General features: G+C 71.2%; 10 protein-coding genes. 8 read left to right on the forward strand and 2 right to left on the reverse strand.

The genetic code is table 11. From position 1 onward, the window contains the following. Window positions 1-554 precede the first annotated feature (554 nt). Entirely contained in the window at window positions 555-1,544 is a 990-nt protein-coding gene (locus tag ASD21_RS05875) for an XdhC family protein (protein WP_235524847.1), read from the reverse strand. 190 nt (window positions 1,545-1,734) lie between these two features. Between ASD21_RS05875 and ASD21_RS05880 the strand changes: the two genes are divergently transcribed. After that, window positions 1,735-2,610, forward strand: coding sequence for a bifunctional regulator KidO (locus tag ASD21_RS05880; protein ID WP_056438130.1), 876 nt, complete (start codon window positions 1,735-1,737; stop codon window positions 2,608-2,610). A 66-nt stretch (window positions 2,611-2,676) separates the two neighbouring features. After that, on the forward strand, window positions 2,677-3,381 hold the full coding sequence (locus tag ASD21_RS05885; RefSeq protein WP_056438133.1) for a glycosyltransferase family protein: 705 nt from the start codon (window positions 2,677-2,679) through the stop codon (window positions 3,379-3,381). A gap of 138 nt (window positions 3,382-3,519) precedes the next feature. On the opposite strand, the gene ald is transcribed toward ASD21_RS05885, so the two are convergent. Further along, a complete protein-coding gene (ald, locus tag ASD21_RS05890; RefSeq protein WP_056438136.1) occupies window positions 3,520-4,632 on the reverse strand; it encodes an alanine dehydrogenase in 1,113 nt (370 codons plus the stop codon). A 138-nt stretch (window positions 4,633-4,770) separates the two neighbouring features. On the opposite strand from ald, the gene ASD21_RS05895 reads away from it, so the two are divergent. The 6 genes from ASD21_RS05895 to ASD21_RS05920 all read left to right on the forward strand — a co-directional run bounded on the left by ASD21_RS05895 (window position 4,771) and on the right by ASD21_RS05920 (window position 14,624). After that, window positions 4,771-5,244: an Lrp/AsnC family transcriptional regulator gene (locus tag ASD21_RS05895; RefSeq protein WP_056438139.1), complete on the forward strand. Its 474-nt coding sequence runs from the start codon at window positions 4,771-4,773 to the stop codon at window positions 5,242-5,244. A 78-nt stretch (window positions 5,245-5,322) separates the two neighbouring features. Further along, window positions 5,323-6,150: a carbonic anhydrase gene (locus tag ASD21_RS05900; RefSeq protein ID WP_056438141.1), complete on the forward strand. Its 828-nt coding sequence runs from the start codon at window positions 5,323-5,325 to the stop codon at window positions 6,148-6,150. A 79-nt stretch (window positions 6,151-6,229) separates the two neighbouring features. After that, the gene (locus ASD21_RS05905) at window positions 6,230-11,275 is read left to right on the forward strand and encodes an alpha-2-macroglobulin family protein (RefSeq protein ID WP_056438143.1); all 5,046 of its coding nucleotides are present in this window, start codon (window positions 6,230-6,232) and stop codon (window positions 11,273-11,275) included. 122 nt (window positions 11,276-11,397) lie between these two features. Next, complete coding sequence (gene pbpC, locus ASD21_RS05910; RefSeq protein ID WP_056438146.1) at window positions 11,398-13,446, forward strand: penicillin-binding protein 1C; 2,049 nt, start codon at window positions 11,398-11,400, stop codon at window positions 13,444-13,446. Between the two features lie 45 nt (window positions 13,447-13,491). Continuing rightward, window positions 13,492-13,911: an MbcA/ParS/Xre antitoxin family protein gene (locus tag ASD21_RS05915; RefSeq protein ID WP_056438148.1), complete on the forward strand. Its 420-nt coding sequence runs from the start codon at window positions 13,492-13,494 to the stop codon at window positions 13,909-13,911. Then, window positions 13,908-14,624: an RES family NAD+ phosphorylase gene (locus ASD21_RS05920; RefSeq protein ID WP_056438151.1), complete on the forward strand. Its 717-nt coding sequence runs from the start codon at window positions 13,908-13,910 to the stop codon at window positions 14,622-14,624. Before ASD21_RS05915 ends, ASD21_RS05920 begins: the two co-directional genes overlap by 4 nt. The last annotated feature ends 8 nt before the right edge of the window (window positions 14,625-14,632 follow it).

The following is a 14,632-nucleotide window of genomic DNA, read 5'->3' on the forward strand; positions in this document are numbered from 1 at the left end:
TGGCGGCGGGGCTCAGAAGGCTCCAAGGCCCGGCGGGGACGATGGCGGGACAGGCGGGTTGACGGGGCCGGGAGTTCAAACCGGCCTGTTCGAGGATCAGTCGGAGTCGCCGACGGCCCCTTCCGGGCGACTTTGATCCTGCCCGCCCGAGGGGAAATGTCGACCGGGATGAAACAAGCCCTCAGTCGCCGTCCCTTGAGAAGAACGGTTTCGCGGAGCGGTCAGGTCTAGCCGAAACGCACACTCAAACTCACGGTCATCCGGGCTGGGCCCGGACCGCTCCGCGCCTCCCCATCCACTCGNTGTCGGAGTCGCCGACGGCCCCTTCCGGGCGACTTTGATCCTGCCCGCCCGAGGGAGAACGTCGACCGGGATGAAACAAGCCCTCAGTCGCCGTCCCTTGAGAAGAACGGTTTCGCGGAGCGGTCAGGTCTAGCCGAAACGCACACTCAAACTCACGGTCATCCGGGCTGGGCCCGGACCGCTCCGCGCCTCCCCATCCACTCGCCGCGCAAGCTCGAGGTCGACAAGCCGTGCCTGCAACACCCTGCCCGCTAGGACTTGCCCCCACCTGGCGGCTTCGCCGCCTGTCCGCCCCCATCGGGGGCGGAGGACGCCCGCCGCGACAGGGCCGGTTGGCCATGCCGGGCGGCCATGATCTCGCCGATCACCGCCACGGCCACCTCGAACGGCGCCTTGCCGCCGAGGTCCAGGCCGATCGGCGCGCGCAGCTTTTGCAGGTCGCGTTCGCCGACCCCGGCCGCCCGCAGGCGGGCCAGCCGCTCGCCCAGCCGCCGCCGCGCGCCCAGCAGGCCGACATAGGGCGCGGCCGAGGGCAGGGCGGCCAGCAGGGCCTGGTGGTCGACATCCTCGTCGTGGCCGCAGATCGCCACCGCCGTCCAAGCGTCCAGGCCGATCGCGGCCACGGCGGCGGCGACGTCGTCACGGCGGTAGGCCACGCTGGGCAAGGGCGGCGTCGAGGTCGGGCCCTTGGGGCGCACCAGGGTGGTGTGGAAGCCCGACTGCGCCCCCAGGCTGGCCACGGCCAGGGCCGTCGGGTCGCCGCCGAACACCACCAGCCGGGGCGGCGGATCGAATCGGCGCGAAAAGGCCCCGGGCCAGGCCGGAAGGTCTTCCGAGGCCGGAGCGCAGAGCCGACGGTCGCCGTCGCTGATCCACCTCGCCGGAATCCGGGCGCCGGCCAGGGCGAGCAGTTCGCGGGCGGCCGGATCGTCGGAGGCGATTCGCTCGACCAGGATCTCGATTCGCGCGCCGCACAGCAGGCGGATGTCGGGCCAGGGGCTGCCCTCGCCATAGACCAGCCGCCGGGGCCGGCCGTCGGTCACGCAGGCCCGGGCGTGGTCCTCGACGTCGGCCTCGATGCAGCCGCCGGACAGGAAGCCGGCCCGGCTGCCCCCTCCCAATGCGTCATGCCCGAACACCATCTGCGTGCCGACCGGGCGAGGACCGCCGTCACCCAGGGAAACGATGGTCGCCAAGGCCGCCGGCCCCCGCGCCAGGGCGTCGGCCAGGGCCGGCCGCATGTCGTCCGCCAGGCCGTGGAGGGGCCAATCGGACGCGGCGGCGGCGGGGGCGAGAGACACGTCGGTGTCGGCGTGATCGGGCAGGTTCATTGCCAAGCATGTTAACGCCTCGGAAAGTTTCCAGAAACGCCTTCTTCAAACCTTGGGGCGTAGGCTTGCCGACACTGGTGTTCAGTCCGCACGGATTTCCATGTCGCTCTCCGTTTCCAAGCTCGGTCTCGCCGCCGCCCAGTTCGGACTGGACGGCATGAGCGCGTCGCCGCGCGCCCGTTCGCCGGAAACCGAAGCTCGCGACATTCTCGGCATCGCCGCCCGCGCCCGTCTGTCGGTGCTGGACGTGTCGGGCAACTACGGCCGCGCCGAGCAGGTGCTGGGCGATCTGCTTCCCCGTCCCGTGCCGTTCCGCGTCACCCTGTCGGCCGCCCGCGCCGACCGCGGTCCCGACTTCGTCGAGGCCGAGGCCCGCGCCAGCTTGCGCCGGCTGGGCGTCGAGCGCGCCGACGCGATCATCGTTTCCTCGCCTTCGGAACTGTTCGGCCCGCACGGCGCGGCCGTCTGGGACCGCCTGGCCCGCCTGCGCGACGAGGGGCTGTTCGCCAAGATCGGCGTCGCCGCCCATGCCAGCGACGATCCGGTGGGCGTGGCCCGCCGCTTCAAGCCCGACATTCTTCAGGCGCCCGCCAGCCTGCTCGACCAGCGCCTGCTGGCCGACGGCTCGCTGCAGCGCATCGCCGGCATGGGGATCGAGGTGCAGCTGCGCTCGATCTTCCTGAACGGCCTGCTGTTCCTGCCGCCCGACCGCGTTCCCGCCCAGCTGAAGGGGGCCTCGGGCCGCCTGTCGAAGGTGCGCCGGATGATCGCCGAGGGCCGTTCCGATCCGCTGCAGGCCGCCCTGGGGTTCGCCCTGTCGCGCGTCGAAGCCAGCGCCGTCCTCGTGGGCGTCACCTCGGCCGCCGAACTGTCGGCCGTGGTCGCCGCCGCCTCCAGTCCGCCGCCCGACCTCGATTGGGACGACATGGCCATCGACGATCCGGTGGCCCTGGACCCGCGACGTTGGGTCGCCTGACGACCAGGCGAATCAAAGCTCAGCCTCCGAAGAAGAGCTGAGAAACAAAAGAGGGAGCCGAACGCCATGATCCTCGCCGTCGTCCAGGCCCGCATGGGCTCCAAGCGTCTGCCCGGCAAGGCTGTGGCCACCCTCCAGGGTCAGCCGATGATCCTGCGCCAACTCGAGCGGCTGCGCGGCGCCCGGCGCCTGAACAAGATCATCGTCGCCACCAGCGACGCCGAGGACGACGACGGCCTGGCCGGGCTGGTGGTGTCGCGCGGCTACGCCGTGCACCGCGGCTCGGGCAGCGACATCCTCGACCGCATCGCCCGCTGCGCCGAGGCCGCCGGCCCGATCAGCCACATCGTGCGCATCAAGGGCGACGCGCCGTTCGTCGACCCCGCCGTGGTCGACGAGGCCGTCCGCCTGGCCCAGGTCAGCGGCGCGGCCTACACTTCCAACCGCGTGGAGCGCACCTATCCGGCCGGTCTCGAGGTCGAGGTGGTCACGGTCGAGGCCTTGCGCATGGCCGCCGCCGAGGTTCGCGATCCCCTGGCCATGATCTCGCCGACCGCCGCCATCCGCGAGCGGCCGGACCGTTTCCGCCAGGCTCACCTGAAGGCCCAACGCGACTGGTCGCACTACGACTGGCGGGTGAAGACCCCGGCCGACCTGGCGTTCGCGCGCTCGATCTACGACGCGCTGTATCCCGCCGATCCGAGCTTCTCGATGAACGACGTGCTGGACCTGGTGGAGAGCCACCAGGACCTGGGCCGTTTCGCGGCTTAAGGCCGAACCCGATAGACCCTCCCCCCGTGGGGGAGGAGGCCGAAGGCCGGTGGGGGGAGTCGTAAGGCGGTCGACGCCCGATCGCTCCCCCCTCCGTCGGCTATGCCGACACCTCCCCCACGGGGGGAGGACCTTTTGCTACTTCCAAGCCCCGTAAGGGTCCACGGACGCCTTGCCCAGCGCCTCGGCCACGGCCGGGTGGGTCAGCTGGCCCGCCAGGACGTTGAGGCCCTTGGCCAGGTGGACGTTGGTCTTCAGCGCGTCCAGGCCGTGGTCGGCCAGGGCCAGGCCGAAGGGCAGGGTGGCGTTGCCCAGGGCTTCGGACGAGGTGCGCGGCGCGGCGCCGGGCATGTTGGCCACGCAATAGTGGACGACGCCGTCGACCGTGTAGGTCGGCTCGGCGTGGGTGGTCGGATGGCTGGTCTCGAAACAGCCGCCCTGGTCGATCGACACGTCGACCAGCACCGAGCCCGGCTTCATCTTCGACAGGTGCTCGCGCTTGACCAGCTTGGGGGCCGCGGCCCCGGCGGTCAGCACCGCGCCGATGATCACATCGGCCTTGAGGATCTCGTCCTCGACCGCCGCCATCGTCGAATAGCGGGTCAGGATGCGGCCCTGATAGAGGTCGTCCAGCTCGCGCATGCGCGGGATCGAGCGTTCCAGCACCACGACCTCGGCGCCCAGGCCCGCGGCCATGCGCGCGGCGTTGGAGCCGACCACGCCGCCGCCCAGCACCGCCACGCGGGCCGGGGGAACGCCGGGCACGCCGCAGAGCAGCAGGCCCATGCCGCCATTGTGCTTGAGCAGGGTCTCGGCGGCCGAGAAGACGGCGATGCGGCCGGCCACTTCCGACATCGGGGCCAGCAGCGGCAGGCCGCCCTTGGCGTCGGTGACGGTCTCATAGGCGATGGCCGCGCAGCCGGAAGCCAGCAGGCCCTCGGTCTGGGCCGGATCGGGCGCCAGGTGGAGATAGGTGAACAGGATGTGGCGGGGCGTCAGGCGCTCCCACTCGACCTTCTGCGGTTCCTTGACCTTGATGATCAGCTCGGCGCCTTCGAACACCGCGTCGGCGTCGGGCGCGATGGTCGCGCCGGCCTTGACGTAGAGGTCGTCGCCATAGCCGGCGCCCAGGCCCGCGCCGGCCTGGACCAGGACGGAGTGGCCATGGCCGACATATTCGCGCACGGCCGTGGGGGTCAGGCCGACCCGATGTTCGCCCGGTTTGATCTCGGAAGGCACGCCAACGCGCATGATAGTCTCCTCCAGCCAAGTTTTGATTGGCAAATGGCTTTTGACGCTGGTTTACGCCTGACCGAACGCAGGTTCCTGGGGGATTTCATGCGTCCGTAACCGTGATATGCAGGATTCCATCGTGATGGAGCCTTTGCGTTGAAGAAACCTGCGGCAGACCTCGACGCCTTCGACCGCAAGCTGCTGAACCTGCTCCAGAGGCGGGGCCGGGCCAGCTATGTGGAACTCGCCGAGGCGGTGAATCTTTCCGAATCCGCCTGCCTGCGCCGCGTGAAGGCCCTGGAGGAGACGGGGGTGATCGGGCGCTATGCGGCGGTGATCGACGAGCGGGCGGTGGGCCTGCCGCTCAGCGTCTTCGTCACCGTCACCCTGTCGTCCCAGGCCGAGGCGACGCTCAGCGCCTTCGAGAAGGCCATCGCCAATGTCCGCGAGGTGGCCGAGTGCTACCTGATGACCGGCGGCTCGGACTATCTGCTGCGGCTGGTGGTGGCCGACGTCGATGACCTGGAGCGGGTGCACGCCCAGGGCCTGACCCGAATTCCCGGCGTCGTGCGGGTCAGTTCGTCGATCGCCATGCGCACCGTGGTCAAACGTGTCGAATTGCCGCTCTGAGGCCGATGTTGCGTCGTGGTTAACCCTTTGCGGCCAGAACTAGGGCCGACCTAATCGCTGTACTCGTCGGGGGATGAGATGGTTTCGAGACGAATGCTGCTGGGCGCGCTGGCGTCGGGCCTCGCCGTGCCCGCCCTGGCCTGGGCCGAGGGCGACAATCCCACGCCGTCGGTGCTGACCCGCAAGGGCCGCCGCACGCGCCGGGCCCTGAAGTCCCAGGCGACCGACAAGGCCGCGCTCGACAAGGCCCTGGCCGAGGTCAAGCCGCTGGAAGACCCCAACGCGGTCGAACCGGCCGAAGTGCACCCGCCGGCCGTCAGCCCGGACGAGGCCCTGGGCCGGCTCAAGCAGGGCAACGCCATCTTCGCGCGCGGCGGAGCCAGCATCGCCCTGCCGAGCTTGGTCCGCATCGCCGAACTCTCGAAGGGCCAGCGGCCGTTCGCGGTGATCGTCGGCTGCAGCGACAGCCGCGTCGGCCCCGAACTGGTCTTCGACTGCAATCTGGGCGAACTGTTCGTGGTCCGCGTGGCCGGTTCGACGGTCAGCCAGGAGGGTCTGGGCTCGATCGTCTACGCCGTCGAGCACCTGGGCGCGCCTCTGGTCGTGGTGCTGGGCCACACCAAGTGCGGCGCCGTCGGCGCGGCGGTGGACGTGGCCACCAAGCACGTCGATCTGCACGGCGCGCTGCTGAACATGGTGCTGCCGATCATGCCGGCGGTGCTGGAGGCCCAGGACAAGCATCCGGCCGATCTGCAGGACGCGGCCATCCGCCAGAACGTCCGCGACGTCGCCGCCCGCCTGAAGGTGGCCGACGGCACCCTGGCCGAGAAGCTGTCCGAAGGCCGTCTGAAGATCGTCTCGGCCACCTACGACCTGGCCAGCGGCGTGGTGGCGTTCGACGCATAACCTTGTTCCGCTGATCCGTTGACCCGTTGCCCGGCTTAGGCTCAAGTCTCCCGACACGCTAAAGTTGGGGGAGACTGGGATGTCGACGGACGAGACTCCGCCCAAGGGCGGTCGCGAACCCCTCGCCACCCGTCTCGCCGCCCATTGGGAAGCCCTCAAGGGCCGGATCCCGCCGCAGTTGAAGTCTCCGCTGGTCGCCGTGGGCGCGGCCGCCCTGGTCGTCGGCTTCGGCGGCGGTTTCGCGGTCGGCAAGGTCGCCGACCTCGGCTGGTTCGGCCACAAGGCCCCGACAGCCGAGGCGCCCAAGGGCCAGGCCTGGTCGCTGTTCGGCAAGCCCCGTTCGGCCAGTGCGCCCCGGCGCGGGATTCCCAAGCCCGAGGGCTTCGCCGTCTGGCGCAGCCGCATCGACAGCTCCGGCGCCGAGCCGATGGCCTGCGTCCAGATGAGCAAGCCGCTGGACCCGTCCAAGGCCTATGCCGACTTCGTGCTGCTCTCCCCGGATCTGGGCCGCCAGCCGGCCGTGCGGGTCAAGAACGATGAGCTGTGCATCGGCGGCGTCGGCTTCACCGACCATCGCGTCACCCTGCTCAAGGGGCTGCCCGGCAAGAACGGCGAGACCCTGGGCGCCAACGCCGACGTCGACTTCACCTTCGGCGAGAAGCCGCCGTACGTGGGCTTCGCCGGCGACGGCGTGATCCTGCCGCGCGAGGAATCCGACGGCGTGGCCCTGGAGACCATGAACGTCTCCAAGCTGGCCATCGAGGTCTGGCGGGTGTCGGACCGCAACCTGGTGCGCAAGTCGATCAGCGCCCCGGATCCGAGCGGCGAGGGCGACTATTCCAGCGACTACGGCGACGACAGCCCCGACGACGAGGGCCGCCAGGTCTGGAAGGGCGTGATCAGCGTCGAGGGCGCGGCCGGCCAGAAGGCCACCACCGTCTTCCCGCTGGGCGCGGTGCTCAAGGAAATGAAGCCGGGCGGCTATGTGATCAAGGCGCGCGACGCCTCGGGCGGCCGCGATCCGGACGGCGAGGGCGAGCCCAGCCCGGCCCAGGCCCGCCGCTGGATCATGTTCACCGACATGGCCCTGATCGGTTATGACGGCGCCGAATCCCTGGACGTGGTCGTCCGCTCGCTGAAGACCGCCAAGACGGTGGCCGGCGTGCGCGTGGCCCTGGTGGCCAAGGACGGCGAGGACCTGGCGGTAGCCAAGAGCGACGCCGACGGCCGGGCGCGTTTCCCTCACGCCCTGCTCGAGGGCGACGGCGCGGCGCGGGCCAAGATGGTCATGGCCTATGGCGAACAGGGCGACCTGGCGGTGCTGGACCTGGACCGCTCGCCGGTCGACCTGTCCAAGCAGGGCGTCGGCGGCCGCACCGAGTCCGACGGCGGCCGAGCGCTCAGCACCGATATCGACGGCTATCTCTACGCCGACCGGGGCATCTATCGCCCGGGCGAGACCGTGCACCTGACGGCCATGGTCCGCGACCGGCTGGCCAAGGCGGTCAACGACCGCAAGGGCTACATCCTGGTCAAGCGGCCCTCGGGCGTGGAGTTCAAGCGCTACGCCTTCAGCCGCGCCGACGCCGGCGCCGTGCTGGCCGACATCGCTCTGCCTCGCAGCGCGCCGCGCGGCCGCTGGACGGCGGTGCTGAAGATGGAAGGGGTCGAGGCCGACTCCGGGTCGTTCAGCTTCAGCGTCGAGGATTTCGCCCCGCAGCGGCTGGCGGTCACCGCCACGGGCCAGGAGTCCGTGCCGGTCGCGGCCGGCCAGGCGCGCGAGATCGACGTCTCGGCCCGCTTCCTCTACGGCGCGCCCGGCGCCGGGCTTCAAACCCAGGGGGAGGCGCGGCTGCGGCTCGACAACGATCCGTTCCCGCAGTTCAAGGGCTACGAATGGGGCGACGACCTGACGCCCTTCGACGAGAGGTTCATCGAGCTGGGCACCACCGTCACCGACGGCGACGGCCACGCCATGCTGAACCTGGCCACCACCGAGGCCGGCGACACCGCCCAGCCGCTGGTGGCGGCGGTGACCGCCTCGGTGTTCGAGCCTGGCGGCCGTCCGGTCCGCGAGGGGCTGGAGCTGAAGGTGCGCGGCAAGCCCGTGTACTACGGCGTCAAGGTCGAGCAGGGCGACGCCGGGCGCGGCGATCCGCCGGTCAGCCTGGAGATGATCGCGGTCAACGCCGCCGGGGCCCGCATCGCCTCGACCGCGACCTACACCCTGATCAGCGAGAACTGGAACTACGACTGGTTCCAGCAGGACGGCCGCTGGCAGTGGCGGCGCACCAGCCGCGACGCGGTGGTGGCCAAGGCCACGGTCAACATCGGCGCCGGCCAGCCGGCGCGCTTCAACCGCCGTCTGGGCTGGGGCGACTATCGGCTGGTGGTCGAGGGGCCCGACGGCGCCAAGACCGTGACCAAGTTCTCGTCGGGCTGGGGCTCGCCGGCCAAGGAGGGCGAGGCGCCCGACTTCGTGCGGGTCAGCGCCGGGACCAAGGCCTACGCCCAGGGCGACACGGTGGAGATCACCCTGAAGTCGCCCTATGCCGGCCAGGCCCAGGTGGCCGTCGCCACCGACCGGCTGATCGACTTCAAGACCCTGAGCGTCGGCGAGAACGGCACGACCGTGCGCCTGAAGACGTCGGCCGCCTGGGGCGGCGGGGCCTATGTGATGGTCACGGTGATCCAGCCGCGCGACCCGGTCAGCTCGCCCAAGCCCAAGCGGGCCCTGGGTCTGATCTATGTCCCGCTCGACCCCAAGGGCCGCAAGCTGACCGTCGACATCGGCACGCCGGTGAAGCTGGACTCCAAGGCCCCGGTCGAGGTGCCGATCAAGGTGCAGGGCCTGGGCTTCGGCCAGAAGGCCAAGGTCACCATCGCCGCGGTGGACGAGGGCATCCTGCGCCTGACCCGCCAGGACAGCCCCGACCCGGCCAAGTGGTACTTCGGCAAGCGGGCCCTGACCCTGAACTATCGTGACGACTACGGCCGCCTGCTCGACCCGAACATGGGCGCGCCGGCCAATGTCAATTTCGGCGCCGACGAGCTGGGCGGCGAGGGGCTGACGGTGACGCCGATCAAGACCGTGGCCCTGTGGTCGGGGATCGTCGAGACGGGCCTGGACGGCAAGGCGGTGGTCAGGCTGCCGGCCGCCGACTTCAACGGCGAGCTGCGGATCATGGCCGTGGCCTGGACCGACAACGCCGTCGGCTCGGGCTCGAAAGCCATGACCGTGCGCCAGCCGGTGGTGGCCGACCTCAACCTGCCGCGCTTCCTGGCCCCCGGCGACAAGCCGATGGCGACGCTGGAGATGCACAATGTCGAGGGCAAGCCCGGCGCCTATACGGTGGAGGCCAACGCCACCAACGGCATCGCCGTGGCCTTTAGGAAGGTGATCACCCTGGTTCTGGGGCAGCGGATCGCCGAGAAGATCCCGTTCCTGGCGCCCACCGTCACCGGGATCGGCAAGGTCGGCTTCAAGGTCGCCGGCCCCGGCTTCCAGACGGCCAAGGACTATCCGATCCAGACGCGCCTCGGCTGGGGCGACGTGGTGCGCACGACGACCGAGCTGCAGCAGCCGGGCATGAGCTATACGCCCAACGCCCAGCTGCTGTCGGGCCTGGCGGCGGGCGACATCACGCTGCAGGTCAGCTATTCGCCGTTCAAGGGCTTCGACCCCTCGGCCATCGCGGTGGCTCTGCAGCGCTACCCCTACGGCTGCACCGAGCAACTGGTCTCGACCGCCTATCCGCTGCTCTACGCCCAGAGCGTCTCCAGCGATCCCAAGCTGAAACGCAATCCGGCGATCCTGGCCGGGGCGGTGGGCAAGCTGCTGGACCGCCAGACCCTGGACGGGGCCTTCGGGCTCTGGCGCGTGGGCGACGGCGAGGCCGACGCGTGGCTGGGCGCCTACGCCACCGACTTCCTGGTGGAAGCCAAGGCCCAGGGCATCGCGGTTCCGGACGAGGCGATGGACAAGGCGCTGAACGCCATGCGCCAGATCAGCCGTCCCGACGGCTGGAGCTCGGTCTCCTACCGCCTGGAATATCCCGAATGGTGGGGCCGCTCGCCCGACGACTCCAAGAAGGCCACCGAGCGCATGCGCCGGCGCGCCAGCGCCTACGCCCTCTACGTGATGGCCAAGGCCGGGCGCGGCGACCTGGCGCGCCTGCGCTGGTGGCACGACGTGCAGATGAAGGACGAGGACCAGCCCCTGGCCAAGGCCCAGGTGGCCGCCGGCCTGGCCCTGATGGGCGACCAGGCCCGGGCCCGCTCGGCCATGCGCCAGGCGGTCCGCTCGCTGGGCTGGCGCGACGACAGCGACTGGTACCAGAGCCCGCTGCGCGACGTCGCCACGATCACCGCCCTGGCGGTCCAGGCCGGCCAGGGCGACATCGCCCGCCAGCTGCAGGGACGGCTCGAGAACGTGGTCAAGGATCCCGACGCCTTGAACACCCAGGAGCAGGCCGCGGTGCTGTTCGCGGCCTCGCAACTGTTGAAGGCGGCCGGTCCGATCACCATCGACGCCCAGGGCGTGACGGCCCTGCCGCCGGCCGCCGGGACCCCGCGCTGGGCGGTGGGCCGGCTGGCCGACGCCCGCTTCGTCAACAAGGGCAAGGGCGCCCTGTGGCGGACGGTCAGCGTGCGCGGCACCCCGGTCGCCGCCCCGGGGGCCGAGGCCAACGGCCTGTCGGTGTCCAAGCGGCTGTTCTCGATGAACGGCGGGGCGATCGATCCGTGGCAGATCCACCAGGGCGACCGGGTGATCGTGCTGGTCTCGGGCCGCTCGATGCAGGCCCGCTCGACCGCCCTGGTGGTCGACGACGCCCTGCCGGCCGGCTTCGAGATCGAAACCACCCTGGGGGCCGACGACGCCCAGAACGGTCCGTTCAAGTTCCTGGGCGAGCTGACCAATCCCGACGTCCAGGAAAGCCGCGACGACCGCTATATCGCCGCCCTGGACCTGGAGGGGAACAAGCCGTTCGCCATGGCCTACGTGGCGCGGGCCGTGACGCCGGGCGAGTTCTTCCTGCCCGGGGCGGTCGCCAAGGACATGTACCGGCCGAGCTTGAACGCGCGGTCGGATGCGGGGCGGATCAACGTGGCGCCGGGAGGGTAGGGCGAGACGCCTGAATTCGCCCCTCACCCCGAGCTTGTCGAAGGGCGGGGGGCGCTCTCCAACGCTGTGCGTCGGTCCTCGTCCTTCGACATGCTCAGGATGAGGACCGAGAATACGAGTCGATGATCACCATCTCCCGCCTCACCCGCGCCCTCGTCGCCTTCGTCGCCGTCCAGGTCGTGCTGTTCGCCCTGAGCGCCGCCTTCCCGCCCGATATGGCCCGCGCCAGACGTTCGTCGCCCGTCGTGCTGGACCATCGCGGCGCCTGGCTGCGCGCCTTGCCGGTCGAGGACGGGCGCTGGCGGGTGCGGGCGGATCTCCAGCGCACCGATCCCACGTTTCAAAAGCGGCTGATCGCCGTCGAGGACGCGCGGTTCCACGGCCACCTGGGCGTCGACCCCCTGGCCCTGGTCCGCGCCGCCGGCTCGGCGCTGATCCACGGCCATGCCAGTTCCGGCGCCTCGACCCTGACCATGCAGACCGCCCGGTTGCTGGAGCCCAGGCCCCGCAACCTGGGCTCCAAGCTGATCGAGATGGTTCGCGCCGCCCAGCTGGAGGCGCGGCTGACCAAGCGGGAGATCCTCGCCCTCTATCTGACCCTGGCGCCCTATGGCGGCAATCTGGAGGGGGTGCGGGCCGCCAGCCTGGCCTATTTCGGTCACGAGCCGACCAGCCTGACCGACGGCGAGCAGGCCCTGCTGATCGCTCTGCCGCAGTCGCCCGAGGCCCGTCGTCCGGACCGCCGCCCCGAGGCCGCGCGCGCCGCCCGCCGCGCCGTGCTCGACAAGATGGTCCGGGCCCACGTGCTGACCGAAGCCGCCGCGTCCGAAGCCGAGGCCGAGCCGCTGCCCCGGCGCGGAGCCTTCCCAGTCCTGGCCTGGCACGCGGCCGGCGAACTGGCCCTGGCGGCGCCGGCCGGCCAGCCCAGCGTGGTCTCGACGATCGACGCCGACCTGCAGACCCGGCTTGAACCGATGGCCGCCGCCGTCGCGGCCTCGCAGGGACCGGACGTCACCGCCGCCATCCTGGTGGTGCGGATCAAGGACCGCGCCGTGCTGGCCCTGGTCGGTTCGGCCGGGCGCGAGCGGCCCGGCGGCTGGATCGACCTGACCCGCGCCGTGCGCTCGCCCGGTTCGGCCCTCAAGCCCTTCATCTACGCCTTCGCCTTCGACGACGGCGCCTTGGCCCCCGACACCCAGATCGACGACGCCGCCACCCGCTTCGCCGACTACCAGCCCGAGAATTTCGACCACGTGTTCCATGACAAGGTCACGGCGCGCGAGGCCCTGGCCTATTCGCTGAACGTCCCGGCCGTCGCCACCCTGGAGAAGATCGGCCCCGACGCCTTCGCCGCCCGGCTGGAGAGCGCCGGCGTGCGGCTGGTGCGGCCGAAGGCGGCGGTCAAGGCTTCGGGGCTTGCGCTGGCCCTGGGCGGGGCGGGGATCACGCCGCGCGACATGGCGGTGCTCTACGCCGCGCTCGGCGACGGCGGCGTGGCCAAGCCCCTGGCCTTCACGGAGGCCGAGGCCAAGTCGCGCGAGCGCATGGGCGGAACCCGCATCGTCCGGGCCGAAGCCGCGGCCCAGGTGCTGGACATCCTGCGCGAGGCCCCGGCGCCGCGCGGCCGCGCGCCGTCGGCCCTGACCAAGGGCGGGCCGGCCATGGCCTTCAAGACCGGCACCTCCTACGGCTTCCGCGACGCGGTGGCGGCGGGGGTGGTCGGCGGCTATGCGATCATCGTCTGGACCGGCCGGGCCGACGGCGGGGCGCGCGGCGGCCTGACGGGGCGCGACGCGGCCCTGCCCCTGTTGTTCGACGTCGCCGACGTGATCGACGCCCCGGCCATCGCCCCGCGCCCGATCGCCCCCAAAGCCGCGCCGGGCGCCCTGCAGCGCCTGCGACAGGCCTCCGAAGGCCCCCGCCTGATCTTTCCGCCGGACGGCGCCACGGTGCAGGTCGACGACGTCGGCCCCGGCGCGCGCGGCCTGGTCATGGCGGCCGGCGGCGAGGACCTGACCTGGTACGTCGCCGGCCAGCCCCTCGCCTCCGACCCGGTCAGCGGCAAGGTCATCTGGCGTCCCGCGGCGCCCGGCTTTTACCGGCTGAAGGTGGTCGACGCCCAGGGGCGCGCGGCCTCCGCGCGGGTGCGGATCAAGGCTCCGGTCGGCTAAGATTGCCATTTGGCATCGAATATCTTATATTCAGCCAATAGGAGCATGCCCGTGACCCTCGTCACCCTGGTCGACACCGAACCCAAGGCCTTCATCCCCGAGCCGATCTCGGACGAAGAGGCCGCCGCCATGTTTCGCGCGACGGTCAACCTGCTGAAGCTGTGGGGCGTGACCGACGAGGAGGCCGCGACCCTGCTGGACCAGCCGGTGCGCAGCTATCGGCGCTGGAAGGCCGGCGAGATCGGGCGGATCAATCGCGACGGCAAGGCGCGGCTGTCCAACCTGATGGGCGTTCACAAGGCCCTGCGGCTGATCTTCCAGGAACCGCAGCGCGGCTATGCCTGGATCAAGGCGCCCAACACCGCGTTCGGCGGCCGCTCGGCTCTGCAAGTGATGCTGGGCGGCGAGCTGACCGACCTGATGCGGGTGCGGCGTTACCTGGACGCCGAGCGCGGGGCCTGGTGATCGACCCGGCCACGATCCCGCGCGCGCCGATCGCCTGGCGCGGGGCGGTCCGGATCATCCGCAGCGCCTGGCCGCCGATCGACCTGTTCGAGGACATCGCCGACCCCGCCGACTGGCCGCTGCTGATCGCCGCCGAGCAGAAGACCAATCCTCGCCTGATGGAAACGATCGGCAACCTGGATCTCGTGCCGCGGGACCGCTGGGTGGCGGGGGCCGGCGCCAGCTATCTGATGGCCCCGTTCACCCATGTCAGTCCCGATCGTCCCAGCCGGTTCACCGCCGGGGCGTTCGGCGTGCTCTATGTCGCCGACCGCTTCGAGGTCGCGCTGTCGGAGACCATCCATCACCACGCCCGGTTCATGGCCGCCACCGCCCAGGCCCCCGGCTGGACCTCGCAGTTCCGCGAGATCGTGCTGGACGTGCGGGGCGCGCTGCACGACCTGCGCGGCGATGATCCGGCCCTGGGTCCGGCGCTCGACCCCGACGACTGCCGGCCCGGCCAGGCCCTGGGCGCCCAGCTGCGCGCCGCGGGTTCGGAGGGGGTGGTCTATCCCAGCCAGCGTCACGCGGGCGGCCAGTGCGTGGGCCTGTTCTATCCCGACCTGGCCTCGAACGTCGTCCAGGGCCGGCACCTGGACTACCGCTGGGACGGCGCCCGCGTGGACCTTATCCGCGAGCCGGCGACGGGGCGGGTTTTCCGGGTGGAAGGGTAGCTGATCCG

The sequence above is a fragment of the Caulobacter sp. Root1455 genome (genome assembly GCF_001426905.1).
In the GTDB taxonomy this organism is placed as follows: domain Bacteria; phylum Pseudomonadota; class Alphaproteobacteria; order Caulobacterales; family Caulobacteraceae; genus Caulobacter.

Coding starts and splice junctions, on each gene's coding strand:
- ASD21_RS05875 (WP_235524847.1), bottom strand. CDS start 1,544: ATGCGGCCGGCCCTGGCCGACGCCCTGGCGCGGGGGCCGGCGGCCTTG.
- pbpC (WP_056438146.1), top strand. CDS start 11,398: ATGATCACCATCTCCCGCCTCACCCGCGCCCTCGTCGCCTTCGTCGCC.
- ASD21_RS05900 (WP_056438141.1), top strand. CDS start 5,323: ATGGTTTCGAGACGAATGCTGCTGGGCGCGCTGGCGTCGGGCCTCGCC.
- ASD21_RS05885 (WP_056438133.1), top strand. CDS start 2,677: ATGATCCTCGCCGTCGTCCAGGCCCGCATGGGCTCCAAGCGTCTGCCC.
- ASD21_RS05880 (WP_056438130.1), top strand. CDS start 1,735: ATGTCGCTCTCCGTTTCCAAGCTCGGTCTCGCCGCCGCCCAGTTCGGA.
- ASD21_RS05915 (WP_056438148.1), top strand. CDS start 13,492: ATGCCCGTGACCCTCGTCACCCTGGTCGACACCGAACCCAAGGCCTTC.
- ald (WP_056438136.1), bottom strand. CDS start 4,632: ATGCGCGTTGGCGTGCCTTCCGAGATCAAACCGGGCGAACATCGGGTC.
- ASD21_RS05905 (WP_056438143.1), top strand. CDS start 6,230: ATGTCGACGGACGAGACTCCGCCCAAGGGCGGTCGCGAACCCCTCGCC.